We start from the raw sequence: 25,383 nt of genomic DNA on the forward strand, positions 1-25,383 counted from the left end.
GGCAAGCCGATAGCCTCCCCCCGGTCCGCGCACCGATTCAACCAATCCCGCACGGCGCAGCTTCACAAATAGCTGCTCAAGGTAGGGCAAAGAAATGTCCTGTCGCTTAGAGATTTCATTGAGGCTCACGAGGTTCTCAGGGGGCTGAAGCGCAATATCAGCCAATGCAACGACCGCGTAGCGGCCTTTTGTTGACAGTTTCATCACACTCCCCTTCGAATTGATTGACCTCAGCCATCACTGTGCTTAAGTCGCTAAGACCCGTTTCACGCATCCGCACGAAACGATTTAGAAGCGTTCTAAGATGACTACGCAAATTCGTCAAGAATAGCAGGCCATCTTTTCAGGGAGAAAAGCGACAAACATGCCTGAGGTGATTTTTCCAGGACCAGAAGGCCGCCTCGAAGGCCGTTACCACCCACAAAAAGAGCGGGACGCGCCGATTGCCATCGTGCTGCATCCGCATCCGCAATTTGGCGGCACCATGAACAACAAGGTGGTCTACAACCTTCACTATGCGTTTTACAACATGGGTTTCACCGTTCTGCGGTTCAACTTCCGTGGCGTGGGCCGCTCACAGGGCGAGTATGATCAGGGCGTTGGTGAACTGTCTGATGCGGCATCCGCACTCGATTACCTGCAATCCATGAACAACAACTCCAAGCACTGCTGGGTTGCGGGTTTCTCCTTTGGGGCATGGATTGGCATGCAGCTGCTGATGCGGCGTCCGGAAATCACAGGGTTCATCTCCATTGCGCCTCCGGCCAATATGTATGACTTCTCCTTCCTGGCCCCCTGCCCCAGCTCCGGCCTGATCCTCAACGGCACCAATGACCGTGTGGCCCCGCCAGCGGAGACCCACAATCTCGTCGGCAAGCTGCACGAGCAGAAAGGCATCACAATCACCCATACGGAGATTGAAGGTGCAGGTCACTTCTTTGAGACCGAAGAGCATATGGACCAGATGACAGGCCACGTCACCGACTACGTGAAACGCCGCCTGACGGAGAACAGCCGCTGATGAGCACATTGGAGGCGCTGGCCGCCAAGCTTGCCGAAGACACCATGAAAGCTCAGAAAGAGCTGGGTGACGAACGCCTGTTCGTCGAGGTGAGCAACATTCTGGCTGCGTCCTCTCAATCGCTCGAAGAGGCCTATCTCACAGAAGTTCGCGTGCGCATGTCCGAAGAGAAGGCGCGCGCGTTCCTCATCAACAAAGTCAAAGCGGCCCGCGCCGCCAAAGCCGCCACAGACACCCCATGACAGACCGCCTTGATCGCCAACTGGCGTTTCTGACCGAAGCAGACAAGCTCAAATCCGTATATCGCGCCACAAAAGTGCTGGATGGCCACCGCAAAGAAGACAGCGGCAGCCACAGCTGGCACATCGCGCTCTATGCGCTCATCCTTCAGGAACATGCCAACCGCGACATCAACATCGACCGCGTCATTCGCATGTTGTTGATCCATGATCTGGTGGAAATTGACGTCGGCGACAGTCCGATCCACGGCGATCATGACATCGCTGCCATGGAAGCCGCAGAAAGCGCGGCAGCGGATCGGCTGTTTGGCATGTTGCCGGAGGATCAAAGCCGGGATCTGCGCGCGCTCTGGGAAGAGTTTGAAGCAGCAGAAAGCGACGATGCCGTCTTTGCCAAATCCATCGACCGTGTGCAGCCGGTGATTGGCAATCTGGAAACTGATGGCGGCACTTGGCCGGAATACAATGTCACACGTGAACAGCTCGAAGACCGCGTCGGATGGAAAGTTGCCAAAGGCGCGCCTGCGATCTGGGACCATCTGAAAGCCCGCATCGCCACCTGGTTTGCCGCGCGCAGCTAGTTTCACTTCGCGCCCAAGCAATCCCTCACCAACACTGGGGCCAGCCATAGCCCCAGCGCCATGACAGTCCCGAACAGGGCAACCCGCCAAGGCGTACCGCATCATACATGCGATCCGCCGTAAAGCTGATTGCGGCCTGCACGGTTGCCTCTGACCAATCATATTGCACGGCCAGCGCCGCACTGTCCGCTGCCCCCACATCGCGCACGCACTGACGCAGCGCCTCATCCGCTGTCAGCCTGGCAAAATAGCTTGCCTCCGGCGTCGGGTCAGCGCCGCCCAGATGATAGGCCCGATCATGCACCACACAGCAGTCATGCCAAGGCGCTTGGTTTTCAAACACCTCATAAAACCCCGGAAACTGCAGCGCCAGCGCCTCCCATGCGGCCGACATGCCGCCGGAACAGCCATCTGTTGTGAACGGCAGCAATGACACGCCTGCTTCGGTGCGCGTGGCTTCCAGCCGGCTATGCCGCCAAATCTCCACCTTCGCAGCCAGCGGCTGGGCCTCACGCGCCTCCGCAGACACCATCTGCACAGGCATCACAACGCCCAGACATGCCAGAAAGACAGCCAGATCAGCTTTCACTGTCATCACGCTCCGGCAGATCAAGACCAATCCGTCCGGCCAGTCCCAGCACAAGCCGCTCAACCCCGCTCAGCGTGCGCCGATCCGCCAGCACCTGACGCGCCAGCGCAGGTTCATCGGTGATCAGCCCATCCACGCCAAAGGACAACATGCCCGACATCGACAAGGCGTCATTCACAGTCCAGACATAGACTTTCTTGCCAACCTCCTGCGATGAGCGCACCAACCGCGTGGAGATGGTCGCGCTGTTCACCGCAAGGAAATCTGCATCCAGCTTCCACATATTTCCCAGCGAGGCCGAGGCCAGCAGGCCAATGGTCCAATCCGGACGCAGGGTGCGCATTTTCTGCACCGCATCATATTTCAGGGACATGATCTTCACCTGATCCTGCATCCCGGTTTCCTCAACAATGTCCACCACCCGCTGCTCCAGCATCTCGTCGTGGCCATAGTATTTCAGCTCAATAACAACGCCCGCCTTATCCTTCGCGGCCAGCAAAATGTCTTTCAAAAGCGGCGTGCGCTCCGCGGCATAAGCGGGGTCATACCAACTGCCGATGTCGATCTTTTCCAGATCCGTGAGCGTGGCATCCCAGATTTTCAGCGGGTTGCCTGCCACTTTCATAAAATCGCTGTCGTGGATCACCACAACCGCGCCATCACGCGTTTCCTGCACGTCGATTTCAACCCAATCCGTCTGATCTTCGATCGCCTTGAGCACAGAGGCCATGGTGTTTTCAGGGCGCGCACCAGCGGCCCCGCGATGGGCGATCACCGCCACCGGCCGGGTGCTGTCAACAGCCATGACGCCCGCAACACCCAAGCCACCGAGCACGCTGACACCCAGCGCAAGCATCACACACATGATGAGCAGTACACGCGGCATCCGCGCCGCTTTCTGCACACCAGAGCGTGGCCAATCTGCCTCTTCCATAAAGCTCACCGCCAGCGCACCGGTTGTGAAAGCAGTCAAAAAGAGGTTCAAAAGCGCCCATACACCTGTCGACAAAAGCAAGAAAACCGCCACACCACGCAGGCCAAAGGGCATAAATTCAAGCCCCAACTGCAACAGCATGCCAACTGCGGCCAGCAGCAACAGGCTGATCACCCCGCCCATCGCGGCCCAGATCACCAATTTGCCCAGAAACTGCACCCTGCGCCCCTGCATGCGCTGCTGACTTTCACGGATCGCCGCACGCGGAGACAGCCCGTCAAACACAACCAGCGGCACAGACAGCACCCACCCCAGACTGCGCCAGATCAGCAGAACAATCAATGCGGCCAAAGCCCCGCCAATCACCATCACCGCCTGCCGAAACTCCGGCGGATGCTGGCTGAGGTAATAGTTGATGTCATGCTCTGTCAGCCAATAGACAAACGCCGCACCGGCAATCGCCAGAAACGGCACCGCCATCACCAAGACGCGCAGCGCAAGCTGCACCCCAACCCCAAAAACCGCAGGCAACCGCGGCAAAACCAGAGACACACCGTCCCAGAGATCATGCGACTTGGCTTGATGATCACGCAGTGCAACCGCCATCATCAACGACACATCCAAAACCAGAAGCACAATAAACAGGCCAGCCATGGTCACCCCAGCGAGCAGCCCCACAGGCGACAGCAGAAACACGGCAATATCAAAATCCGCCAGCGCAGGTTTGCCGGACAGTTTTAAAGCCACAAAAACCGTCAGCGCCATCAATGGCGCGAAGATCGAAGCCATAAGAATATTGAAGATCACATGCGTCTTCACAAACGGCAGCCGCAATCGCCAGGCCAATTTATAATGCTGTAAAACGTCAGAAACAGTATGGGCCATAAGATCCTCAAAAATATACAGTTGGCACAACCCTACCGACAGTTGACACCGGGGTCGAGCCATCACCCGCTCTCGCCCGCCCCGCCCCCAGGAAATCGCACCGCTCCAAACAGGCAATCGGTTGTTAACCTACCATCAGTAAGCCAACGTCAAGTACAAGGGCAACACTTCGGTATGCAATCGCATACATTACTTTCCTTTCTGATGAATTTCCCTTAGGACACCCTCACTGACTCGGTGCACAGGAGACCCCCATGACCAAGATCAAAGTTGAAAACCCCATCGTCGAAATGGACGGCGATGAGATGACCCGCATCATGTGGCAGTTCATCAAAGAGAAGCTGATCCTGCCCTATCTTGACCTCGATCTGCTTTACTATGATCTGGGCATCGAAGAGCGTGACCGCACCGAAGATCAGATCACCATCGACGCCGCCGAAAAAACCAAAGAGGTCGGCGTGGCGGTCAAATGTGCGACCATCACGCCGGATGAACAGCGCGTTGAGGAGTTTGGCCTCAAACAGATGTGGCGCAGCCCCAATGGCACCATCCGCAACATCCTCGGTGGTGTGGTTTTCCGTCAGCCGATCATCTGCCAAAACGTGCCCCGTCTTGTGCCCGGCTGGACCTCCCCCATCGTCGTGGGCCGCCACGCCTTTGGCGATCAGTACAAAGCCACCGATTTCACTTTCCCCGGCGCGGGCAAGCTGACCATGAAATTTGTCGGCGAAGACGGCACCGTGATCGAAAAAGAGGTCTATGACGCCCCATCTGCGGGCGTCTATCAGGCCATGTACAACCTCGACAGCTCGATCATCGATTTTGCCCGCGCCTCGCTCAACTACGGCCTCAATCTCGGCTGGCCGGTCTATCTCTCCACCAAGAACACCATCCTGAAAGCCTATGACGGCCGCTTCAAGGATCTGTTCCAGAAGGTCTATGAGGAAGAGTTTGAAGAGAAATTCAAAGCCGCCGGCATCTGGTATGAGCACCGCCTGATCGACGACATGGTCGCCTGCGCCATGAAGTGGAACGGCAAATTTGTCTGGGCCTGCAAAAACTACGATGGCGATGTGCAGTCTGACACCGTTGCACAGGGCTTTGGCTCGCTCGGTCTGATGACCAGCCAGCTGATGACGCCGGATGGCAAGATCGTGGAAGCGGAGGCCGCCCATGGCACCGTCACCCGCCACTATCGCCAGCACCAGAAAGGCGAAGCCACCTCCACCAACTCGATCGCCTCCATCTACGCATGGACCGGCGGCCTGAAGCACCGCGCCAAACTCGACAACAACGCCCCCCTGCGCACCTTTGCTGAGACACTGGAACATGTGATCATTCAAACCGTGGAGAGCGGCCATATGACCAAAGATCTGGCTTTGTTGGTTGGCCCGGATCAGGGCTGGCTCACCACCATGGGCTTCCTTGAAAAGGTCGATGAAAACCTCAACAAGGCGCTCGCGGGCTAAGCCTATAGTCCGAAGTCCATGCAGGGTGCCCTTCTCGGGCGCCTCGCTATTCCCCGACCAGCTCAAACTTCAGTCAAAGTCACAGCTTTGAGATATTCTCATAGCTGCTATGCGCCTCACGCACTGGACACCCTGCCCCTCGCTGTCGCACATGCTCCTTATGGTTAGTTTTCTGGACTCCCCCACCCCCGAACATCACAGCCTGTTTGAAGACATTCAGGGGCTGATCGTTGGCACGCTGCTGGTGTCGCTCGCGGTCACCTTTCTGCAAAACAGCAGCCTGTTCACCGGACAGATCGCTGGCTTGGCTCTGGTGGCCAGCAAAGCCCTCGGCGTGCCTTTTTCCGCGTTCTTCTTTCTATTCAACCTGCCCTTCTATGTCATCGCCTACATTCGCATGGGGTTGGCCTTTACACTGAAAACATTCCTTGCGGTGGGGCTCATGTCTCTGTGGACCTATCTGATCCCCAGTTTTCTGACCATTTCCCAATTAACCCCACTGGTCGCTGCCATTCTCGCTGGCGTGACCGCTGGCTCCGGTCTGATCGCCCTTTTTCGCCACGGCGCAACCCTTGGCGGCGTTGGCATCGTGGCGGTCTGGCTACAGGACACCAAAGGCATCAAAGCCGGATGGGTACAACTTGGATTTGATTTTTGCGTCTTCGCGCTCGCCTTGTCGTTTTTTGACATGCACGCAGTCGTCTTTTCGCTGATTGGTGCGGCAATCACCAATATCATGATTGCAACAAATCACCGGCGCGATCGCTACATCGCGCGCTGACTTTCAGGACGCCCAATGCCCAAAGCCTATCTGATCCTCATGATCGCCGTTGTGTTTGAAACCATCGGCACTGCCGCGCTTCAGGCCAGTCAGCAATTCACCAAACCGATCCCCTCCATCATTGTGGTGGTCGGCTATGGTCTGGCCTTTTACATGATGGCGCTCACCCTGAAGTTTCTGCCAGTTGGCATCACCTATGCGGTCTGGTCCGGCCTTGGCATCATCTCGATTTCCGTGATCGCCTATTTTGCTTTTGGCCAAAAGCTCGACTTGCCTGCCGTGCTCGGTCTGGGCCTCATTGTTGCCGGGATCCTCGTCATCAACCTGTTTTCCAAAACAGCTGTGCACTAAAGCGCATTAAAGGGCTGGCCTTTTGCACCAACCCACGTTAGGGCGGGCGCGAACAGGAAAGGCTGCCCTTATGGATCTTCGCAATATCGCCATCATCGCCCACGTTGACCACGGCAAAACCACCCTCGTGGATGAGCTGCTTAAGCAATCCGGGGCATTCCGTGAAAACCAGGAAGTGGCCGAGCGCGCCATGGACAGCAACGATCTGGAGCGCGAACGCGGCATCACGATCTTTGCCAAGCCAACCTCCGTGGAATGGAAAGGCACCCGCATCAACATCGTGGACACCCCCGGCCACGCCGACTTCGGCGGCGAAGTGGAGCGTATCCTGAGCATGGTGGACGGTGTGGTTCTGCTGGTCGACGCGGCCGAAGGCCCGATGCCACAGACCAAATTTGTGACCTCCAAGGCGCTCGCGCTGGGTCTGCGCCCGATTGTGGTGCTCAACAAAGTGGACAAACCAGACGCCGAGCCGGATCGCGCGCTGGATGAGTGTTTTGACCTCTTCGCCTCGCTGGACGCCAACGACGATCAGCTCGACTTCCCGCACATGTACGCCTCTGGCCGTAATGGCTGGGCGGATGCAGAGCTTGATGGCCCGCGCAAAGACCTGCACGCGCTCTTCAACCTGATCGTGAACCACGTCCCTGCGCCCAATCAGGTGACCCGTCAGGATGAAGACTTCCGCATGCTGGCCACCACGCTGGGCTCTGACCCCTTTGTGGGCCGCATCCTCACCGGTCGTGTGGAATCCGGCACGCTGAAAGTCGGCGCAACCGTTCAGGCGATCTCCCGCATCGGCCAGAAAATCGAACAGTTCCGTGTCACCAAAATTCAGGCCTTCCGCGGCCTTGCTCAGCAGGACATCGAAGAAGCCCAGGCTGGCGACATCGTCTCCATCGCGGGCATGGCGAAAGCCACCGTGGCCGACACCATCTGTGCGCTGGCCGTGGATGAGCCGCTTGAAGCACAGCCAATCGATCCGCCCACCATCACCGTGACCTTCGGCATCAACGACAGCCCTCTGGCCGGTCGTGACGGCAAAAAGGTACAGTCCCGTGTGATCCGGGATCGTCTCTACAAAGAAGCCGAATCCAACGTCGCGATCAAAATCGCCGACACCCCCGGTGGTGAAGCCTTTGAGGTCTCCGGCCGTGGCGAACTTCAGATGGGCGTTCTGATCGAAAACATGCGCCGCGAAGGCTTTGAGCTGTCGATCTCCCGTCCGCAGGTGATCATGCGTGAAGAAAACGGCGTGCGCATGGAGCCGGTCGAAGAAGCCACCATCGACGTGGATGACGAATACTCCGGCGCGGTGATCGAAAAACTCACCGGTGCGCGCAAAGGCGAGCTGGTTGAAATGCGCCCCGCAGGCGCAGGCAAAACCCGCATCATCGCCCATGTGCCGTCGCGTGGCCTGATCGGCTACCACGGTGAGTTCCTCACCGACACCCGCGGCACCGGCGTTCTGAACCGCGTGTTCCACGGTTGGACAGAATTCAAAGGCGCCATCCCGGGCCGCCGCGCAGGCGTGCTGATCTCCATGGAAAACGGCACCTCCGTGGCCTATGCGCTGTGGAACCTCGAAGATCGCGGCAAGATGATGATCGGCGCACAGGCGGATGTCTACACCGGCATGATCATCGGCGAGCACTCCCGCGACAACGATCTCGAGGTGAACCCACTCAAAGGCAAAAAGCTCACCAACGTGCGCGCCTCCGGCTCTGACGACGCGGTGCGCCTCACCACGCCTATGGTGCTAAGCCTCGAAGAAGCGATTGCCTATATCAATGACGACGAGCTGGTGGAAGTGACCCCCAACAACGTGCGTCTGCGCAAACGCTACCTCGACCCGCACGAGCGTAAGCGGATGGCCAAAACCTTCCAATAAATGAGAAAGCCCCGACAAACGTCGGGGCTTTTCTTTTTGCTGCTTGCGAAAACTTTGAAGGTTCGCTTCGCGCAGGCCGTTCCGAGTCTGTATGGACTAAATTTGCGGGACCAAGCAATGCCCGACTATCTGCGTTTCTAGGTATCTTCAGGTGTGACACAGAAGATTACGCCCGCCCCAAAGCAAGCCGACAAAAAGTGAGCGCCAAAAGATTGTAGGCCTATGTCAGTGCCCATGTGTGCATTTGTAAACAAACCTACGAGCACAGGACAGAACAGAAAACCAAATACACTAAACGCATGTGATAGCCGCTTGCCAATATCTTCGGAAATGTTCCCACAGTAAGTGGAAATGACGATGGCAAACTTACCGCCAATAAAAATGCCCAGCCACATACTGGCAAAAAACGCAAGTATACCAATTCCTCGCGAAACCTGACCGCCAAACATGGTTGCTACGGGAAAGAGAACGAAGGGAGCTATGCCAAACCAAGGCAACCACTTCGATTTTTCCAGTTTCTTAAAAACCTCAGTCAACATAACGATCAAGTAACACAAACGAGGAAACATCCAAAGAAGACAATGGTATGCATGTAACAGGTGTCCGAAGCTCCCGGCACAACCGATATCCGTTTTCTCAGACGGACCAAAAAAGCTTTTATGTCAGCGGCCGAAACGGCTCAATCTCAAAGCTGCCGTCTTTGTGGAACCGGCAGAAAGACCCAGCCGGGATCGCCTCCCAACCATCCTCTGCCGCCACCAGCGGCTCACTGACCACTGCGCGGCCTTTGCGGCTGTCACTTTCACGATGATAGATCGTGGGTGCCCGCTCATCGGACGCATAGCGCACCGCATACAGCGTCTCTCCATCCGAAAAAGCTGCCGCAAGCCGCATATGAGGCGTTGTGCCCCGCTCCCGGCTCATGCGCTGCAAAATGCCAACGGCAATCTGCATGGCCTCTTTCGGATTGTCCTCAAGACCTTCCGTAAGCCCAAGCAGGAACAGCACTTCACTGTCCGTGGCGCCCTTGCGCTCCTGATACAGGCTATCGGGGATCAGCATATCCGCGCGACGGCGGAACAGTTCAAAGCCGCCCACCTGCCCATTGTGCATGAAAGACCAGTTGCGCACCGCAAAAGGATGGCAATTGTTGCGACTGGTCGCCGTACCGGTTGAGGCCCGCACATGTGCGAGAAACAATCCGGATTTCACCTGTGCTGTGATTGATCGCAAATTGGGATCAGACCAGGCTGGGTGGGTATCGCGATAGATCCCCGGCTCGGGGCGACTGTCATACCACGCCAGACCAACGCCATCGCCGTTGGTCTGGGTTTTGCATTCCGTCGCCTGAATGCTTTGCTGGATCAGAGAATGATCTGGCCGTGTGACAACATCTTCAAGATAACAAGGTGCCCCAATATAGGCGGCCCAACGACACATGCGGCCTCACTCCTCTGGTCTTAGTCGGTGGTTTCCACCACCATCAATTCGCGCTCACTTGCGCCACGCGCATGGTTCAGCGCCTCTTGATATTCCGGGCTGTGGTAACAGGCCACAGCCGTGTCCACATCGGGGAATTTCGCCACCACATTGCGGGGGCGTTCCTTGCCTTCCAGCTGCACAAATTTGCCGCCACGGGCAATGAACTCACCGCCATGTTTGGCAATGGCTGGCCCCGCAAGCTCAGCATATTTTCCATAAGCGTCCGCGTCTGTCACGGTCACATGTGCAATCCAAAGGGCACCCATCTGGTTCTCCAATTCTGTTGTCCTGCGCGACACTCTAAACGAAGTGCCGCACAGGCCAAGCATTATTGACCAAATGGTCAGCCTGCGATCACCGCTTCGGCAGCCGCAAAGGCTTCGTCGGATTTGGAGGCATCTTTGGCACCGCCCTGCGCCATATCCGGACGGCCACCGCCGCCCTTGCCACCCAAGGCACCCACGGCCGCGCGCACCAGATCCACGGCGCTCAGATCGCCTTTCAGATCATCGGTCACACCCGCAGCCACAGCCACTTTGCCATCTGTGTCCGCAATCAACAGCACCGCACCGCTTTCCAGACGCGCCTTATGCTCGTCAATCAGCGGCGGCAGGTCTTTGCCAGACACGCCAGAGAGCACCTGAGCGAAGAACTTCACACCGTTGATCTCTTTGGCTTCCGGGCCCGCGCCCTGACCAGCACCGCCAGACATCGCCAGCTCACGGCGCAGGGTCGCCACCTCGTTTTGCAGCGCCTTACGCTCATCCAGAAGCGCTTTCACACGGTCCACGATGTCAGCAGGCTGTGCCTTCAATGTGCCGGCCACTTCGGCCACCCGTTTGGCTTCACGCTCCAGATGGGCAAAAGCCACCTCACCGGTCAGCGCCTCAATCCGGCGCACCCCCGCAGAGGACGCGCTGTCAGACAAAAGCACAAACACACCGATGTCGCCGGTCTGTTTCACATGGGTGCCGCCGCAAAGCTCCAGCGAGTAGGTGTCGCCGTTCAGCCCTTTGCCGGTCAGCGCATGCCCCATAGAGACCACCCGCACCTCATCGCCGTATTTTTCGCCAAACAGCGCCTGTGCGCCCATTTCGCGCGCATCATCGGGCGTCATGATCCGGGTTTCCACGGCGGTGTTCTGGCGAATATAGGCATTCACCTCAAGGCCGACCTTGCTCAGCTCCTCTGCGCTCAACGCCTTGTTGTGGCTGAAGTCAAACCGCAGACGATCATCCGCATTCAAAGAGCCACGCTGCGCCACATGCTCGCCAAGCGCATTGCGCAGCGCTTCATGCAGCAGGTGCGTGGCCGAGTGGTTTGCACGGATGGACGTGCGACGGCTGTGATCGACGATCATCGCCACCGGATCTCCTTTGGCAATGCTGCCACGGGACATTGTCACCTTATGGGCAATCAACTTGCCGTCGGCAAACTTCTGAACATCAGAGACATGCGCAAGGTGATCACGGTTTTCCAGACGCTCCACCAGACCATGGTCCGCCACCTGACCGCCGCTTTCGGCATAAAACGGCGTCTGGTTCATCACCAGCCAGCCCTCTTCGCCTTCTGCCAGCGCCTCCACAAGCGCGCCGTCTTTCAGGATCGCCTGCACCTGACCTTCGGCGGTTTCAGTGTCATATCCCAAGAACTCAGACGCGCCATTGTCCTCAGCAATATCAAACCAGATCGCATCCTCAGCCACATCACCGGAGCCCACATGCGCCGCACGCGCCTTGGCCTTCTGCTCTGCCATCGCCGCATCAAACCCGTCGGTATCCACCGCGCGGCCCTTTTCGCGCAGCGCATCCTGCGTCAGATCCAGCGGGAAGCCATAGGTGTCATAAAGCTTAAAGGCCGCCGCACCAGACAGCGGCGCGCCGTCGTCCAGCCCGTCCAGCTCATCATCCAGCAGCTTCAGACCACGGTCCAGCGTCGCCTTAAACTTGGTCTCTTCCTGCTTCAGCGTCTCTTCGATCAGCGCCTGTGCCTGACCCAGCTCTGGGTAAGCTTGGCCCATCTGTTGCACCAGCGACGGCACCAGTTGATGCATCACAGGATCTTTTGCCCCCAACAGGTGCGCATGGCGCATCGCGCGGCGCATGATGCGGCGCAGCACATAGCCACGGCCATCATTGGACGGCATCACCCCATCCGCCATCAGGAAGGAGGTGGAGCGCAGATGGTCCGCAATCACGCGGTGATGCACGTTCTGCTCGCCGTAAGGATCAGTCGACGTCACATTGGCCGACGCTTCAATCAGCGCCTTGAACAGATCGGTGTCATAGTTGTCATGGCTGCCCTGCAGCAGCGCGCCGATCCGCTCCAGCCCCATGCCAGTGTCGATCGACTGCATGTCCAGCGCCTTCATCGAGCCGTCTTCAAACTGCTCGTTCTGCATGAACACCACGTTCCAGATCTCGATGAACCGGTCGCCGTCTTCTTCGGGCGAGCCGGGAGGGCCACCCCAGATGTGCTCGCCGTGATCATAGAAAATCTCGGTGCAGGGGCCACAGGGGCCGGTTGGCCCCATCTGCCAGAAGTTGTCATGAGTCGGAATGCGGATGATCCGATCCTCAGCCACACCCATTTTCTTCCAGATCTCAAAGGCTTCATCGTCTGTGTGATAGACGGTGGTGTAAAGCTTATCCTTCGGAATATCGAATTCCTTGGTGATCAGTTCCCAGGCAAAGGGGATCGCCTCTTCCTTAAAGTAGTCCCCAAAAGAGAAGTTGCCGAGCATTTCAAAGAAGGTGTGGTGGCGCGCGGTGTAGCCCACATTGTCCAGATCGTTGTGCTTGCCGCCGGCGCGCACACATTTCTGCGACGTGGTCGCGCGTTGATAGTCGCGTTTTTCCACCCCGGTGAAGAGGTTTTTAAACTGCACCATCCCCGAGTTGGTGAACATCAGCGTCGGGTCATTGCGCGGCACCAATGGGCTTGAGTCCACAATCTCATGGCCCTGTTTGGCGAAGTAATTCAAAAAGGTCGACCGAATGTCGTTTAAGCTGGCCATGGGGGTCTCTCAACCTGTGCGTTTTGATATCGCAGCGGGTTTATAACCCCCACGCCCGCCTGTCCACATGTCAAAGCCCGCTTGGCAGCATTGGCCTCATATCTGGTCGATTTTCCGCATCACATCCCCGCTGCGCACAACACCGTCCTGTTCGATGCTGCACAAAATACTGCGCAGACGGTACTTGCGATGCTCTGGTGCACGCACCCAGTCATAGACATCCGCACCATACCGGGCCTTCCATTTCACGCAGCCATCATTGAACACTTCAGAGACCCGCAACACAGCCGTGCCGACGGACAAAAGCTGCCCCTCTGGCAGGTTTGCCTCGGTCATATCCAGATCGGCGGCAAAGGTATCACCGGGATGCAACACATCTTCATCGGGCGCCCAAACCAGATCCAGCACCCGTTTGGGGATCACACAGACCTGAATGCCCGGATGCGGCTCCCCCGCTTCGGTGCGCATCCATGGCTGCGTCATCCAGCGTTCCCCCGGAATGCCACCTGCCTTGGTCAGGGTGATTTCATCGACAAATTCCCGCGTGTTGCGCGCAGGGCGCAAACACAGATGCGCAATGGCCGCCCCATCCTTGGGAGCGGCCAATACATGCGGCAAAGCCCGCATCAAGTCTTCACGTGACGGGATCACTCTTCCAAAAGCTCCTCATCCCCCGGGGGCATGTCAAAATCCAGACCATGCGCCGCGCGGATCTTATCTTCGATCTCAAGCGCCATGCGGGTGTTCTCACGCAGGAAGGTTTTCGCGTTTTCACGCCCCTGCCCGATCCGCTCATCGCCATAGCTGAACCAGCTGCCGGATTTATCCACCACGCCGGCTTTCACGCCCAGATCCAGCAGTTCCCCCATTTTGGAGATGCCTTCACCATACATGATGTCAAATTCCACCTGCTTGAACGGTGGCGCCACCTTGTTTTTCACCACTTTCACGCGGGTTGCGTTGCCAACGATTTCGTCACGATCCTTCAGGGCGCCAATGCGGCGAATGTCCAGACGCACCGAGCTGTAGAATTTCAACGCGTTACCGCCGGTTGTTGTTTCCGGGCTGCCAAACATCACGCCGATTTTCATCCGGATCTGGTTGATGAAGATCACCATACAGTTGGAGCGCGCAATCGAACCGGTCAGCTTGCGCATTGCCTGGCTCATCAGACGCGCCTGCACGCCCACATTGCTGTCCCCCATGTCGCCTTCAAGCTCTGACTTTGGTGTCAGCGCGGCAACGGAGTCGACCACAACCATGTTCACAGCCCCCGAACGCACCAGCGTATCGGTGATTTCAAGCGCCTGCTCCCCGGTGTCTGGCTGCGAAATCAGCAGTTCATCAAGGTTCACGCCCAGCTTCTTAGCATACTGCGGATCCAGCGCGTGTTCCGCATCCACAAAGGCGCAAACGCCACCCTTTTTCTGCTCTTCTGCAATACAGTGCAGCGTGAGCGTGGTTTTACCGGAGCTTTCCGGGCCATAGATTTCAATAATCCGCCCCTTGGGCAGACCACCGATGCCCAGAGCAATGTCGAGGCTCAGAGAGCCGGTGGAAGTCGCCTCAATCTCTTGCGCGGGGTTGTCCGCGCCCAGTTTCATGATCGAGCCCTTGCCGAACTGTCGCTCGATCTGTGCCAGCGCGCTGTCCAGCGCCTTCTGTTTGTCCGGGGATGAGGATTTCTTGGAGGTCATTGTCAAAAGATCTGCCGTTGCCATTTGCTTGCTTCCTTATTCCACACCCGCACGCGGGCGGCAATCACTGCCTGTGTTCACCTCTTGTTCTCACCCCTTATGAGATCAAAACAAGAACAAATCAATAGAAAAGAATGAGAACATCTTCCGCTTGAGTGGGTTAACAAGTAGTTTACGAAGTAATAATAGCTTTAGTTAAAACCACATGAGGCTGCGCAGATGCTTGTTTTCTGGAAGAAAAAACTGGTGTTTCTTTCCGTGCCCAAAACAGGCACCACCGCCATCGAGGCCGCATTGGCCCCTGTGGCGGATATGGTGATTTCGAATCCCCCCGAGTTGAAACACGCGCCGGTCTATCGCTACAATCGGTTCTTCCGCCCGATGTTTGAACGTGCCTGCAACGTTGACGATATGGAGCTGATGGCGGTGATGCGCGAACCGATCAGCTGGTTGGCAAGCTGGTATCGGTATCGTCAGCGCGACGCCATGCGCGGACATCGCAATGCCACCCACCATGTAAGCTTCGAAGAGTTTGTCATAGAATACATGAAAGGCGACAAGAAAGCCGCCTTCGCCAATGTCGGCAGTCAGGCCAAATTCTTGGAACCGCGCCCCAATGGCGTGAAGGTCACCCATCTCTTCCCCTATGAGGATCAGCCCCGCCTGATCCGTTTTCTGGAAGAGCGGCTGGATCAGCCCATCAACCTCGCAGAGCACAACCGCTCGCCTCAAATGGATCTGGAATTGTCTCTGGACACACAGCGCAAACTGCGCCGCAAATTCAGTGCCGATTTCGACCTGCACGAAAGCCTGCTCTAAACGCGCCGCCGCGGGAGGCGCGCTTAGAGGCATTGCCCCGTCTTAGGCTTTGCCAACCCGTGCCTGCACCGCCTCGGTCAGATCCCCAAGCGAGAAAGGCTTAGGCAGGAAGCTTGAATTCTCAATCTGTGCCTGATCGTCTGAAAAACTGTCCTCCGCATAGCCGGAAACAAAGATCACTGGCACCTCGGGATAAACGTCTCTGGCCTGACGGATCCAGCTTGGGCCATCAATGCCGGGCATGATCACATCGCTGACAAACACATCGACCCGCGGTTTTTCCGACGCCAGAAGCTCGAGCGCATCTTCCCCCGATGCCGCCTCCAGCACGGTAAACCCCCGCATTTTCAACGCACGCGCCGCAAAAGAGCGCACCGGTGCCTCATCTTCCACCAAAAGCACCACACCGCTGTGTTCCACCGCAGGCAAATCCGGGCGCGCCACTGTTTCAGGTGCCGCAACAAAGGCTTCCGCTGCTCCATGAGCCGGGAACATCAGCGTGAATGTGGTGCCCACACCCTCTGTGCTGTCCACAAAGATATAGCCGCCGGTCTGCTTGATGATGCCATAAGCCGTGCTGAGGCCGAGCCCCGTGCCCTCCCCGGTGCGCTTGGTGGTAAAGAAGGGTTCAAAAACCTTCTGAATCTTGTCTTGGGCAATGCCGACCCCTTCGTCACGCACGGCAACAGAAACATATTTGCCCACCGGCACCACCACACGGTCTCGCTCCAGCGGTTCAGACAATTCCACGCCTTCGGTGATGATCTGAATTTCGCCCCCCTCCGGCATCGCGTCGCGCGCGTTCACCACAAGGTTCATCAACACCTGTTCCAACTGGCGTTTGTCCGCGCGAATGGCTGGCAGCACCGGATCATTATTAAGGTTGAGCGACACACGCTCGCCCACCAGCCGATTGAGAAGATGAGTCAAATCCGCAAGCGTATTGCGCAGGTCCAGCACCTCTGGGCGCAGGTTCTGTTTGCGCGAAAACGCCAGCAACTGCCCGACAAGCGCGGCGGCCCGGTTGGCGTTCTGATTGATCTGGATAAGATCAGCATAGTCGCCATCGCCCTGATCATGACGCAGCAACAGCAGATCACAATGCCCTGAAATGGCCGTCAGCAGATTGTTGAAATCATGCGCCACACCGCCTGCCAACTGTCCAATCGCCTGCATCTTCTGGCTTTGCACAAACTGTGCCTCTAGTGACTTCAGCTCCGTGGCATCGCTCAAAACCGCAATCAACGCCGCGTCGCCGCCCTCAACCACACGGTTGAGGCTGACCTGCACGATCACCTCTTTGTCTTCCCGCTTCAGACGCAGGAATTCGCTGAGATTGGCGGTCTTCCCATCGGCTGCATCCACCAGCCAATCACGAATCGACCGGCCCAGCCCTTCCATCAGATCGCTCATCACCGTTTCTGCGGAGAGCTCCTGTTGCAAGAGATTGCGCGCCGCCCGGTTGGCCAGAATGACGCGCCCCTCCGGCTCAAGCTTGAGAAGCGCCACAGGCAGCTCATCAAACTGCACTTCGCCATCGCGCACTGCCTGCGTTTCCGTTGGCAGAATATAGACCTCGCGCCGCCCGGCCGTGGTATCATATTCTGCCACAAGGCACTGCTGCTCCCCTGTGGCCGTATGCACCAGATTGGCATCCTTAAGATCATCGGCGCCCGCACCGAAGATATCCACCAAGGTCTTTTTCCGCTCCCCCAGCAACTGACGCGCGGCCGCATTCATAAATAAAACCGTCCCTGAACGCCCAACGGTCAGCATGGGCAAACGGGTATTCCCAGCGCTGGCGGAAATATCAGAAACCACCTGAACTTTTTGAACTTCCCAGACCAGAATCCCTGCCTCAACCACTTGAGCTTTGAGCTTCACCGTGCTGTTTCGAAGGTTAATTTCTTCCTCGAAACGCCCAGACGTCTTACAGGCCTCAATGGCATCTGCCACTTTGGTTTCCGCATCCAGCACCTGCCCGGCCAGCACATCGATCATAAGGTCATGGGCACCGTCACCTGCGTCATGCGCAACCTTATTGGCGTAAAGCAAACGCCCATCACCATCGGTGGCAAACACCTTGTCATCCGCCTGCTCCTGCAGACGCTGCAACAGGTCCAGCACAGCGCGACGCCCGGCCGCTTTCTTGAGGGCAAATAAAACTGTGGCAGCCCAAGCGCCCCCCAAAAGGCCACTGGCCAAAATCATGGCAAGCCGCAGCATGCCCTGGTCCAGAACCAAAGCCGTGACCGCCATGGCAATGGCTGCCACGGCAAGTATTCCTGCGTGATGAGAGGGCGCTATTTGTAAGCGGGGCAAGGGCCGTGCGGCCTCGGACGGATGGGTCACGTCTGCACCTTTTAATCTTCTTCGCGAGTAGTTTACGTAGAATTATCTTAATTGCGCATTAACGAATGCTGAAAAGTGCTTTGGTTTTTCACGCGCGCCGCAAAACAGCGCCAAAAAAACCATCACCGCCATCATCAAATCCGTAACTGCGCTGCCATTCCAGCGTAAACTCCGGGTGACGCTGCATAAACGCGGCGATCTGATCCGTGTTCTCCGCCCGCAAAAACGAACATGTGGCATAACACAGCGCGCCGCCCTTTTTGACCAAAGCCTGTGCCGCATCCAAGATCTCTGCCTGCACCGCAACCAGATCCCGCAACGCCTCTTCCGTAAAGCGCCATTTGGCATCCGGCGTGCGCCGCCATGTACCGCTGCCAGAACAAGGTGCGTCACACAACACCAGATCAAAAGGCGCCGCCTCAACGGGTGCATTCAGCAAACATATCTTTGCCCCTGCCCGTTTGGAGCGTGGAGCAATATCCTGCATGCGATTGGCATCCGCATCATGCGCAAAATACGTCGCGCGCGGCACGCGCCCCGCCATAGCCAAAGATTTACCACCGCCCCCGGCGCAATAATCCAGCACCTTCATCCCGTCACGCAAGGGCAAAGCCGCCACCATCGCCTGACTTGCCCCATCCTGAAGCTCGACCAAGCCCTCCAGAAAGGCCGTTGATTGCTTGATCCGCCGCGCGCCTTCCATAACCTCCAGCGCGGTCTCCACCATCGCCATTGGTGCGGAGAGAATACCCTCGGCTTCAAGCGCGTGTTGCGCCTGCGTCACCGATGTCTTTGCCAAATTGACACGCAGCACAATGGGCGCACGGTGCCGCATGCCTTCTGCGGTGCGCTCAAACGCCGCCCCCAGACTCTCCTGTAACGGGTCAATGAGCCAATCCGGCAAATCAAGCGGTGTCTCGCCCTCTGGGGCAATGGCTTCACCGGCTTGCAATGCCGCCGGCGCATAAGCTGCACCGCTAAACACCTCCTCCAGGGTCTCCCCCTTGGCCCGCAGCACCCCCAACATCAAAGCGCGGCCATCAGACCCACCGCCCAGAAAGCCCGCAGAGTTGCGCTGGCGCAGCGCGTCAAACACATGGTCGCGAATGGCAGCTCGGTCCTTTGATCCCGCAAAGCGGCTCTTGCGCGCCCAATTGGTCAGAGCGCGCTCCGCAACCGTGCCCGCCTGTACCTGATCCAAAATCTCAATTGCCGCCTGAACGCGTGCTGCTGGTGTCATCGGACCTTCCTCTGAATGTGCACCAGCCGCACCTACCGCACCTTGCCACGCCTCCGCAAGCGAGACCGCAGCGCACAAAAAACAGGCAAATACAGCAGAAGCTTTCAAAAACAACCTGCCTCCCCCGCCACCACACGAAAAAATACGTATCTGCCGTAGGGAAAAGCGCCAACCATAAGGTTTCTTTAAGTGTGTGCCCGGAAGGATGCAGGTCCGATCCGATATTAATCAAGAGATACCTTCGTTATGCCTGCCTTCCTGACTAAAATATCTGCCCGTATCACGGCACTTGCTGTCGTGGCGCTGGCGTTATCCATCACTCTTACTGTTCTGATGCAGAACCACATGCGCAACACTGCAGAGAATATGTACAACAAAGGTCTGCTGGAACTGACCGAGGCTGCAACATCGCTGCTGGTCAATCTGGAGGCCGGGGTGCAGGAAGGCAAATACTCGTTAGACACTGCACAAGAAATGGCCCGCGACCAACTGGAGGCCCTTTCTTACGGCCAATCGGGATACATGTATGCGTTTGATCTCGACTTCACAATGCGCGCGCATCCGCATCGGCCACAGTGGATCGGCAAAAGCCAGCAGGCGCTGGAGGATGTGAATGGCGTCAAAATCTTTGAGGAAATGAAAAAAGTCGCCGTCGAAAACGGCAGTGGCACCGTCGTGTATCATTTCCAGAAGCCAGACAGCGATATTCAAGAGGCTAAAGTGGGCTTTGCCTATCTCTATGAGCCCTGGGGCTGGATTATTGGTACTGGTGCATACCTGTCCGACATCGAAGCGGAGATGGCGAAAATTCGCAACAAAGCGCTGGTAATTCTTGCAGGCATTCTTGTGGTACTCGCAACTTCGGCCTTTTTCATCACGCGCAGCGTCACAGGACCGATGGGCGCACTGCGCACACGCATGGATAATCTGGCCAAAGGGGATACCGCCTCTGACATTCCATTCACAGAGTCTAAGAATGAGCTGGGCGAAATGGCCCGCACTTTGGATGTCTTCAAAGATGCACTCGTTCGCCAAAAGGAGCTGGAGGAACATCAAAAAGCTGCTGCGGCCGAGCAGAACACAGTTGTACAAACGCTCTCTGAACATCTCTCGACCCTGTCCAAGGGCGATCTGACCGCCAAAATCGACACAACCTTCCCAACCGCCTACGAAAAATTGCGCACGGACTTCAACGACCTGTTGACCAACCTCAGCGAAACCCTCAGCGACGTTGTGGATGCTGCAAAGTCAATCAACAGCGGCGCAACAGAGATCAGCCATGCCTCCGATGAGCTGTCCCAACGCACGGAAGGCCAGGCTGCAACACTGGAGGAAACCGCTGCAGCACTAGATGATCTGACCACTTCGGTGAAAGCCGCGGCCGACGGCGCGCGCACTGTGGAAACCACCATGAAGGAGGCCAAACAGGAGGCTGAAGAAAGCGGCGAAGTGGTGCGCAACGCTGTTGATGCCATGACCGAGATTGAGAACAGCTCTTCTCATATTTCACAGATTATCTCCGTGATTGATGACATCGCCTTCCAAACCAACCTTCTGGCCCTGAACGCAGGCGTTGAAGCCGCCCGCGCGGGCGATGCCGGCCGTGGCTTTGCGGTTGTGGCCTCTGAAGTGCGCAAACTCGCACAAAGCTCGTCTGAGGCCGCCAATGAGATCAAAACCCTGATCAGCGATTCCTCAAAACACGTTGAACGTGGGGTTGTGCTTGTGGGGCAGACCGGCACAGCGCTGACCAAAATCGTCGACCGCGTGGTGCATATCTCTCAGATGGTCTCTGACATTGCCGAGGGAGCCGCTGAACAGTCCCTTGGCCTCGGAGAGATCAACTCCGGCGTGACTCAGCTTGATCAGGTGACCCAGAAAAACGCCGCCATGGTCGAAGAGGCCACCGCCGCCACCCACCTGCTGAAATCGGATGCCACCAGCATGACGGATCTGGTCAATCACTTCACTCTGGACAAACGCACAGCCGCCAAGCCAACCAACGCCACCGCCCCTGAGGTTTCCGAGCAGGACTGGCATGAGGACAAGGCAAAGGACAGCAGCACCAAACAAAAGGCACAACCTGCGCCAAAACAACCAGCGGTGCAAAAATCTGTGCCAATTGTCACTGACGGCAATGCTGCAGAGGAGCTTTGGACAGACTTCTAAGCGCGACATGCAAAGCAAAAGGGCTGCCCCACATGGGCCAGCCCTTTTTTACCGTTCTGCGGCACCGCCAAAGGTGCCAAGTATTCAGCCAATACGATAATTTGGCGCTTCACGCGTGATCTGCACGTCATGCACATGGCTCTCTTTGAGCCCCGCCCCGGTGATTTTCACAAATTTGCTGTTCTTGCGCATCTCTTCAACCGTGGCATTGCCGGTGTAGCCCATCGCCGCACGCAGACCACCCACCAGTTGGTGCACCACAGTGCCAGCTGGGCCTTTGTAAGGCACCTGCCCCTCGATCCCTTCCGGCACCAGCTTATCGCTAGCCGCGTCTTTCTGGAAATACCGATCCGCCGAACCACGCGCCATCGCGCCAAGGCTGCCCATACCGCGATAAGATTTGAACGACCGGCCCTGATAAAGGATCACCTCACCGGGGCTTTCATCGGTGCCCGCAATCATCGAGCCAACCATGGCACAGCTCGCACCGGCCGCAATCGCTTTGGCAAAGTCGCCGGAGAATTTGATGCCGCCATCCGCAATCACCGGCACATCACCGGCGGCGGTCGCACAGTCATCAATCGCGGTCAGCTGGGGCACACCCACACCGGCCACCATGCGTGTGGTACAGATCGAGCCCGGCCCGATGCCAACTTTCACCGCATCCGCACCCGCATCAATCAAAGCACGTGTGGCCTCACCGGTGGCAACGTTGCCCGCAATCACCTGCACAGCATTGCTCTGCGCTTTGATCCGCTTCACCGCCTCAATCACGCCTGCGGAGTGCCCATGCGCCGTGTCCACCACCACGATGTCCACACCCGCATCAATCAGCATCTCGGAACGCGCAAATCCGCTGTCCCCCACCGAAGACGCGGCAGCAACGCGCAAACGTCCCAGATCATCTTTACAGGCCGTCGGGTTCAACACCGCCTGCTCGGTGTCTTTCAACGTCAACAGGCCGGTCAGCTTGCCCTGCCCATCATGCACCAGAAGCTTTTCAATGCGCCGCGCGCGCATCAGGCTCTTGGCTTCTTCCAGATCCGCAGGCTCCGCCAGCATCGCAAGATCATGGGTGGTCATCATCGCATGAACAGGCGTGTCGTCACTCTGGGCAAAACGCATGTCGCGGTTGGTCACGATGCCCACCACGCGCCCTTGCTCATCCACCACCGGGAAACCGGTAAAGCGATAGCGCTCGATCAACGCTTTGGCATCTGCCAGCGTCTGATTGGGGGTCAGCGTGACCGGGTTATAAACAATCCCGCTCTCAAAGCGTTTCACGCGACGCACTTCGCGTGCCTGCTCATCCGCAGTCAGGTTCTTGTGAATCACGCCCATGCCACCGGCCTGTGCCATGGCAATCGCCATCCGGCTTTCGGTCACCGTATCCATCGCCGAACTCAGCAGCGGAATGTTGAGATCAATGGACTTTGTGACCTTGGTGCGCGTATCCGCAGTTGCCGGCAACACCGACGACGCCGCCGGCACCAGTAGAACATCATCAAAAGTGAGGGCCTCACGAATCTCCATCGCACATCTCCAGTTGCGGGTCATCATTTGGCACGTCCCTATCGCACGGCCTTGACCTGCGGAAAACCCCTAATCCGCCCCCGGCGAAGCGCAGGGGCAAAAACTTCGCAAAATGCACAGCCAGACGGGGCAAAACCCACCGCAACAGGCGGAGCTATGGCTGCGCACCCCCTGCGGCAAAATCTCCTTCATGCCGCCCCTGTGTTAATCCATGCCGCTCTTTGGCTTTAACTCCCCAGACAGACAGCTATGTTGAGCACCAAGCGAACAGACCCGAGGCAGACTGATGAGCAGTGACCCACTTGTGATCTTCACCCCTTCCGGAAAACGTGGAAATTTCCCGGTTGGCACCCCTATTCTGACCGCCGCGCGCCAGCTTGGCGTCGATCTGGACTCGGTCTGTGGCGGGCGTGGCATCTGCTCCAAATGTCAGATCACGCCGTCTTATGGTGAATTCCCCAAACATGGCGTCACCGTCTCCGAAGACGCGCTCTCCGACTGGAACGCGGTGGAACAGCGCTATGATGACAAACGTGGCCTCACCAAGGGCCGTCGCCTTGGCTGTCAGGCCACCGTGCAGGGCGATGTGGTCATCGATGTGCCCGCCGAAAGCCAGGTGCACAAACAGGTGGTGCGCAAACGTGCCGAGGTCCGCGACATCACCCTCAACAGCACCGTTCAGCTGGCCTATGTCGAGGTGGAAGAACCCGACATGCACAAACCCTCTGGTGATCTTGAGCGGCTCATCACTGCGCTCAAGGCCAGCACGGGATTTGCAGAGATAGAGATAGACACTCACCTGCTGCGCCCATTGCAGCCGATTTTGCGCAAAGGCGGATGGAAAGTCACCGCCGCGCTGCATCAGGATCACAAGGCACAGACCCCGCGCATCATCGCGCTTTGGCCGGGCTATTTTGAAGGCCCGCTTTATGGCCTCGCCGTTGACCTGGGCTCCACCACCATTGCCGGCCACCTCTGCAATCTTGCCACAGGCGAAGTGGTCGCCTCTTCGGGCCTCATGAACCCTCAGATCCGCTTTGGCGAAGACCTCATGAGCCGCGTCAGCTATGCCATGATGAACAAAGGCGGCGATCTGGAAATGACAGAGGCCGTGCGCGAAGGTCTCAACCAACTTGTGATCGACATCGCAAAAGACGCCGAGGTCGACCCCGCGCATATCCTTGATGCAGTTTTTGTGATGAACCCGGTCATGCACCACCTGTTCCTTGGCATTGATCCGTTTGAACTGGGTCAGGCCCCCTTTGCGCTGGCCACTTCCGATGCGCTCTCGCTTGCAGCGTCTGAACTGGGCCTCACCATTGCGCCGGGCACCCGCGCCTATCTGCTGCCTTGTATCGCAGGTCACGTGGGGGCGGATGCCGCAGGCGTTGCGCTCTCCGAGGCACCGGACAAATCCGAAGACCTCGCGCTTGTGGTGGATGTGGGCACCAATGCCGAGATCCTGCTCGGCGACAAAAACGGCGTTCTGGCCTGTTCTTCGCCCACTGGTCCGGCCTTTGAAGGGGCCCAGATCAGCGCGGGCCAACGCGCCGCCCCCGGTGCCATTGAGCGCGTGGAAATTGATCCCGCCACCAAAGAGCCCCGCTTCCGCGTCATCGGCTGTGAGCTCTGGTCTGATGAAGAGGGCTTTGCCACTGCCGTTGCAGACACCGGCATCACCGGTATCTGCGGCTCCGGCATCATCGAAGTGATCGCCGAGATGCGCATCGCAGGCATCGTGGATGCTTCTGGCCTGATCGGCTCCGCGGAACAGACCGGCTCCGCCCGCTGCTTCCTTGATGGACGCACCAATTCCTACACCCTCTGGGAGGGCGACGCCGACCAGAAGCCCATCACCGTGACCAACGGCGACATCCGCGCTATTCAGATGGCCAAGGCCGCGCTGTATTCCGGCGCGCGCCTGCTGATGGACAAGCGCGGTGTGACAGAGGTGGATCGTGTGGTGCTGGCCGGGGCCTTTGGCGCACATATCTCCGCCAAACACGCCATGGTGTTGGGCATGATCCCCGATTGTCCGCTGGAAAAAGTCACATCCGCCGGCAACGCGGCCGGGACCGGCGCACGCATCGCCCTGCTCAACAAAGACGCCCGCAACAGCATCGAAACGCTTGTGCGCAAAATTGAGAAAATCGAAACCGCCGTAGAGCCCCGCTTTCAGGAGCATTTTGTCAACGCCTCTGCCCTGCCCAACTCCGCAGATCCCTTCCCGATCCTGCGCGAGGTGGTGACCCTGCCAGAGGTCAGCTTCAACACCGGCGGCGGCGAAGGTGCATCTGGCGGCCGCCGCAGACGCCGCCGGGGCTAACACAGGCA

At 57.7% G+C, this 25,383-nt stretch carries 21 protein-coding genes and 1 pseudogene; 10 read left to right on the forward strand and 12 right to left on the reverse strand.

Annotation, left to right across the window (positions count from 1 at the left end):
- Nucleotides 1–204: pseudogene (iscR, locus tag SHM7688_RS15685) on the reverse strand (Fe-S cluster assembly transcriptional regulator IscR); the annotation flags it as partial.
- Between the two features lie 160 nt (nucleotides 205–364).
- Here iscR and SHM7688_RS15690 point away from each other — a divergent pair.
- The 3 genes from SHM7688_RS15690 to SHM7688_RS15700 are packed head-to-tail and all read left to right on the forward strand — an operon-like array spanning nucleotide 365 to nucleotide 1,841.
- Complete coding sequence (locus tag SHM7688_RS15690; RefSeq protein ID WP_058240859.1) at nucleotides 365–1,021, forward strand: alpha/beta hydrolase; 657 nt, start codon at nucleotides 365–367, stop codon at nucleotides 1,019–1,021.
- Entirely contained in the window at nucleotides 1,021–1,263 is a 243-nt protein-coding gene (locus SHM7688_RS15695) for a hypothetical protein (protein WP_058240860.1), read from the forward strand. The genes SHM7688_RS15690 and SHM7688_RS15695 overlap by 1 nt, the downstream gene beginning before the upstream one ends.
- Nucleotides 1,260–1,841, forward strand: coding sequence for an HD domain-containing protein (locus SHM7688_RS15700; RefSeq protein ID WP_058240861.1), 582 nt, complete (start codon nucleotides 1,260–1,262; stop codon nucleotides 1,839–1,841). The genes SHM7688_RS15695 and SHM7688_RS15700 overlap by 4 nt, the downstream gene beginning before the upstream one ends.
- A gap of 25 nt (nucleotides 1,842–1,866) precedes the next feature.
- Here SHM7688_RS15700 and SHM7688_RS15705 read toward each other — a convergent pair whose 3' ends face one another.
- Nucleotides 1,867–2,436, reverse strand: a complete 570-nt coding sequence (locus tag SHM7688_RS15705; protein ID WP_223229180.1) for a hypothetical protein — start codon at nucleotides 2,434–2,436, stop codon at nucleotides 1,867–1,869.
- Nucleotides 2,420–4,249, reverse strand: a complete 1,830-nt coding sequence (locus SHM7688_RS15710; RefSeq protein ID WP_058240862.1) for a glycerophosphodiester phosphodiesterase family protein — start codon at nucleotides 4,247–4,249, stop codon at nucleotides 2,420–2,422. The genes SHM7688_RS15705 and SHM7688_RS15710 overlap by 17 nt, the downstream gene beginning before the upstream one ends.
- Before the next feature lie 254 nt (nucleotides 4,250–4,503).
- On the opposite strand from SHM7688_RS15710, the gene SHM7688_RS15715 reads away from it, so the two are divergent.
- From SHM7688_RS15715 to typA, 4 genes are all read left to right on the forward strand, one after another.
- Entirely contained in the window at nucleotides 4,504–5,718 is a 1,215-nt protein-coding gene (locus SHM7688_RS15715) for an NADP-dependent isocitrate dehydrogenase (RefSeq protein ID WP_058240863.1), read from the forward strand.
- Nucleotides 5,719–5,869: 151 nt separating this feature from the next.
- Complete coding sequence (locus SHM7688_RS15720; protein WP_083499088.1) at nucleotides 5,870–6,499, forward strand: YitT family protein; 630 nt, start codon at nucleotides 5,870–5,872, stop codon at nucleotides 6,497–6,499.
- Between the two features lie 15 nt (nucleotides 6,500–6,514).
- On the forward strand, nucleotides 6,515–6,850 hold the full coding sequence (locus tag SHM7688_RS15725; RefSeq protein ID WP_058240865.1) for a DMT family transporter: 336 nt from the start codon (nucleotides 6,515–6,517) through the stop codon (nucleotides 6,848–6,850).
- Nucleotides 6,851–6,920: 70 nt separating this feature from the next.
- Nucleotides 6,921–8,741: a translational GTPase TypA gene (gene typA / locus SHM7688_RS15730; protein WP_058240866.1), complete on the forward strand. Its 1,821-nt coding sequence runs from the start codon at nucleotides 6,921–6,923 to the stop codon at nucleotides 8,739–8,741.
- Between the two features lie 137 nt (nucleotides 8,742–8,878).
- Here typA and SHM7688_RS15735 read toward each other — a convergent pair whose 3' ends face one another.
- From SHM7688_RS15735 to recA, 6 genes are all read right to left on the reverse strand, one after another.
- On the reverse strand, nucleotides 8,879–9,277 hold the full coding sequence (locus SHM7688_RS15735; RefSeq protein ID WP_144432604.1) for a hypothetical protein: 399 nt from the start codon (nucleotides 9,275–9,277) through the stop codon (nucleotides 8,879–8,881).
- A 121-nt stretch (nucleotides 9,278–9,398) separates the two neighbouring features.
- Nucleotides 9,399–10,181: a class II glutamine amidotransferase gene (locus SHM7688_RS15740; protein WP_058240868.1), complete on the reverse strand. Its 783-nt coding sequence runs from the start codon at nucleotides 10,179–10,181 to the stop codon at nucleotides 9,399–9,401.
- 20 nt (nucleotides 10,182–10,201) lie between these two features.
- Nucleotides 10,202–10,489, reverse strand: a complete 288-nt coding sequence (locus tag SHM7688_RS15745) for a DUF1330 domain-containing protein (RefSeq protein WP_058240869.1) — start codon at nucleotides 10,487–10,489, stop codon at nucleotides 10,202–10,204.
- Between the two features lie 77 nt (nucleotides 10,490–10,566).
- Nucleotides 10,567–13,239, reverse strand: coding sequence for an alanine--tRNA ligase (alaS, locus tag SHM7688_RS15750; protein WP_058240870.1), 2,673 nt, complete (start codon nucleotides 13,237–13,239; stop codon nucleotides 10,567–10,569).
- A 96-nt stretch (nucleotides 13,240–13,335) separates the two neighbouring features.
- Nucleotides 13,336–13,890, reverse strand: a complete 555-nt coding sequence (locus SHM7688_RS15755) for an MOSC domain-containing protein (protein ID WP_144432605.1) — start codon at nucleotides 13,888–13,890, stop codon at nucleotides 13,336–13,338.
- Nucleotides 13,887–14,960 carry a recombinase RecA gene (gene recA, locus SHM7688_RS15760; protein WP_058240872.1) on the reverse strand — a complete coding sequence of 358 codons (1,074 nt, stop codon included), beginning with the start codon at nucleotides 14,958–14,960 and terminating at the stop codon, nucleotides 13,887–13,889. Before recA ends, SHM7688_RS15755 begins: the two co-directional genes overlap by 4 nt.
- A gap of 195 nt (nucleotides 14,961–15,155) precedes the next feature.
- On the opposite strand from recA, the gene SHM7688_RS15765 reads away from it, so the two are divergent.
- On the forward strand, nucleotides 15,156–15,755 hold the full coding sequence (locus SHM7688_RS15765; RefSeq protein WP_058240873.1) for a sulfotransferase family 2 domain-containing protein: 600 nt from the start codon (nucleotides 15,156–15,158) through the stop codon (nucleotides 15,753–15,755).
- Nucleotides 15,756–15,797: 42 nt separating this feature from the next.
- On the opposite strand, the gene SHM7688_RS15770 is transcribed toward SHM7688_RS15765, so the two are convergent.
- Nucleotides 15,798–18,029, reverse strand: a complete 2,232-nt coding sequence (locus SHM7688_RS15770; RefSeq protein ID WP_058240874.1) for a hybrid sensor histidine kinase/response regulator — start codon at nucleotides 18,027–18,029, stop codon at nucleotides 15,798–15,800.
- 166 nt (nucleotides 18,030–18,195) lie between these two features.
- Nucleotides 18,196–19,347 carry an RsmB/NOP family class I SAM-dependent RNA methyltransferase gene (locus SHM7688_RS15775; RefSeq protein WP_058240875.1) on the reverse strand — a complete coding sequence of 384 codons (1,152 nt, stop codon included), beginning with the start codon at nucleotides 19,345–19,347 and terminating at the stop codon, nucleotides 18,196–18,198.
- 345 nt (nucleotides 19,348–19,692) lie between these two features.
- On the opposite strand from SHM7688_RS15775, the gene SHM7688_RS15780 reads away from it, so the two are divergent.
- The gene (locus tag SHM7688_RS15780; protein WP_233486621.1) at nucleotides 19,693–21,516 is read left to right on the forward strand and encodes a methyl-accepting chemotaxis protein; all 1,824 of its coding nucleotides are present in this window, start codon (nucleotides 19,693–19,695) and stop codon (nucleotides 21,514–21,516) included.
- A gap of 84 nt (nucleotides 21,517–21,600) precedes the next feature.
- On the opposite strand, the gene guaB is transcribed toward SHM7688_RS15780, so the two are convergent.
- Nucleotides 21,601–23,049, reverse strand: a complete 1,449-nt coding sequence (gene guaB, locus SHM7688_RS15785) for an IMP dehydrogenase (RefSeq protein WP_058240970.1) — start codon at nucleotides 23,047–23,049, stop codon at nucleotides 21,601–21,603.
- Nucleotides 23,050–23,335: 286 nt separating this feature from the next.
- Between guaB and SHM7688_RS15790 the strand changes: the two genes are divergently transcribed.
- A complete protein-coding gene (locus tag SHM7688_RS15790; protein WP_058240877.1) occupies nucleotides 23,336–25,375 on the forward strand; it encodes an ASKHA domain-containing protein in 2,040 nt (679 codons plus the stop codon).
- The last annotated feature ends 8 nt before the right edge of the window (nucleotides 25,376–25,383 follow it).

It is taken from the genome of Shimia marina, from assembly GCF_001458175.1.
Taxonomy (GTDB): domain Bacteria; phylum Pseudomonadota; class Alphaproteobacteria; order Rhodobacterales; family Rhodobacteraceae; genus Shimia; species Shimia marina.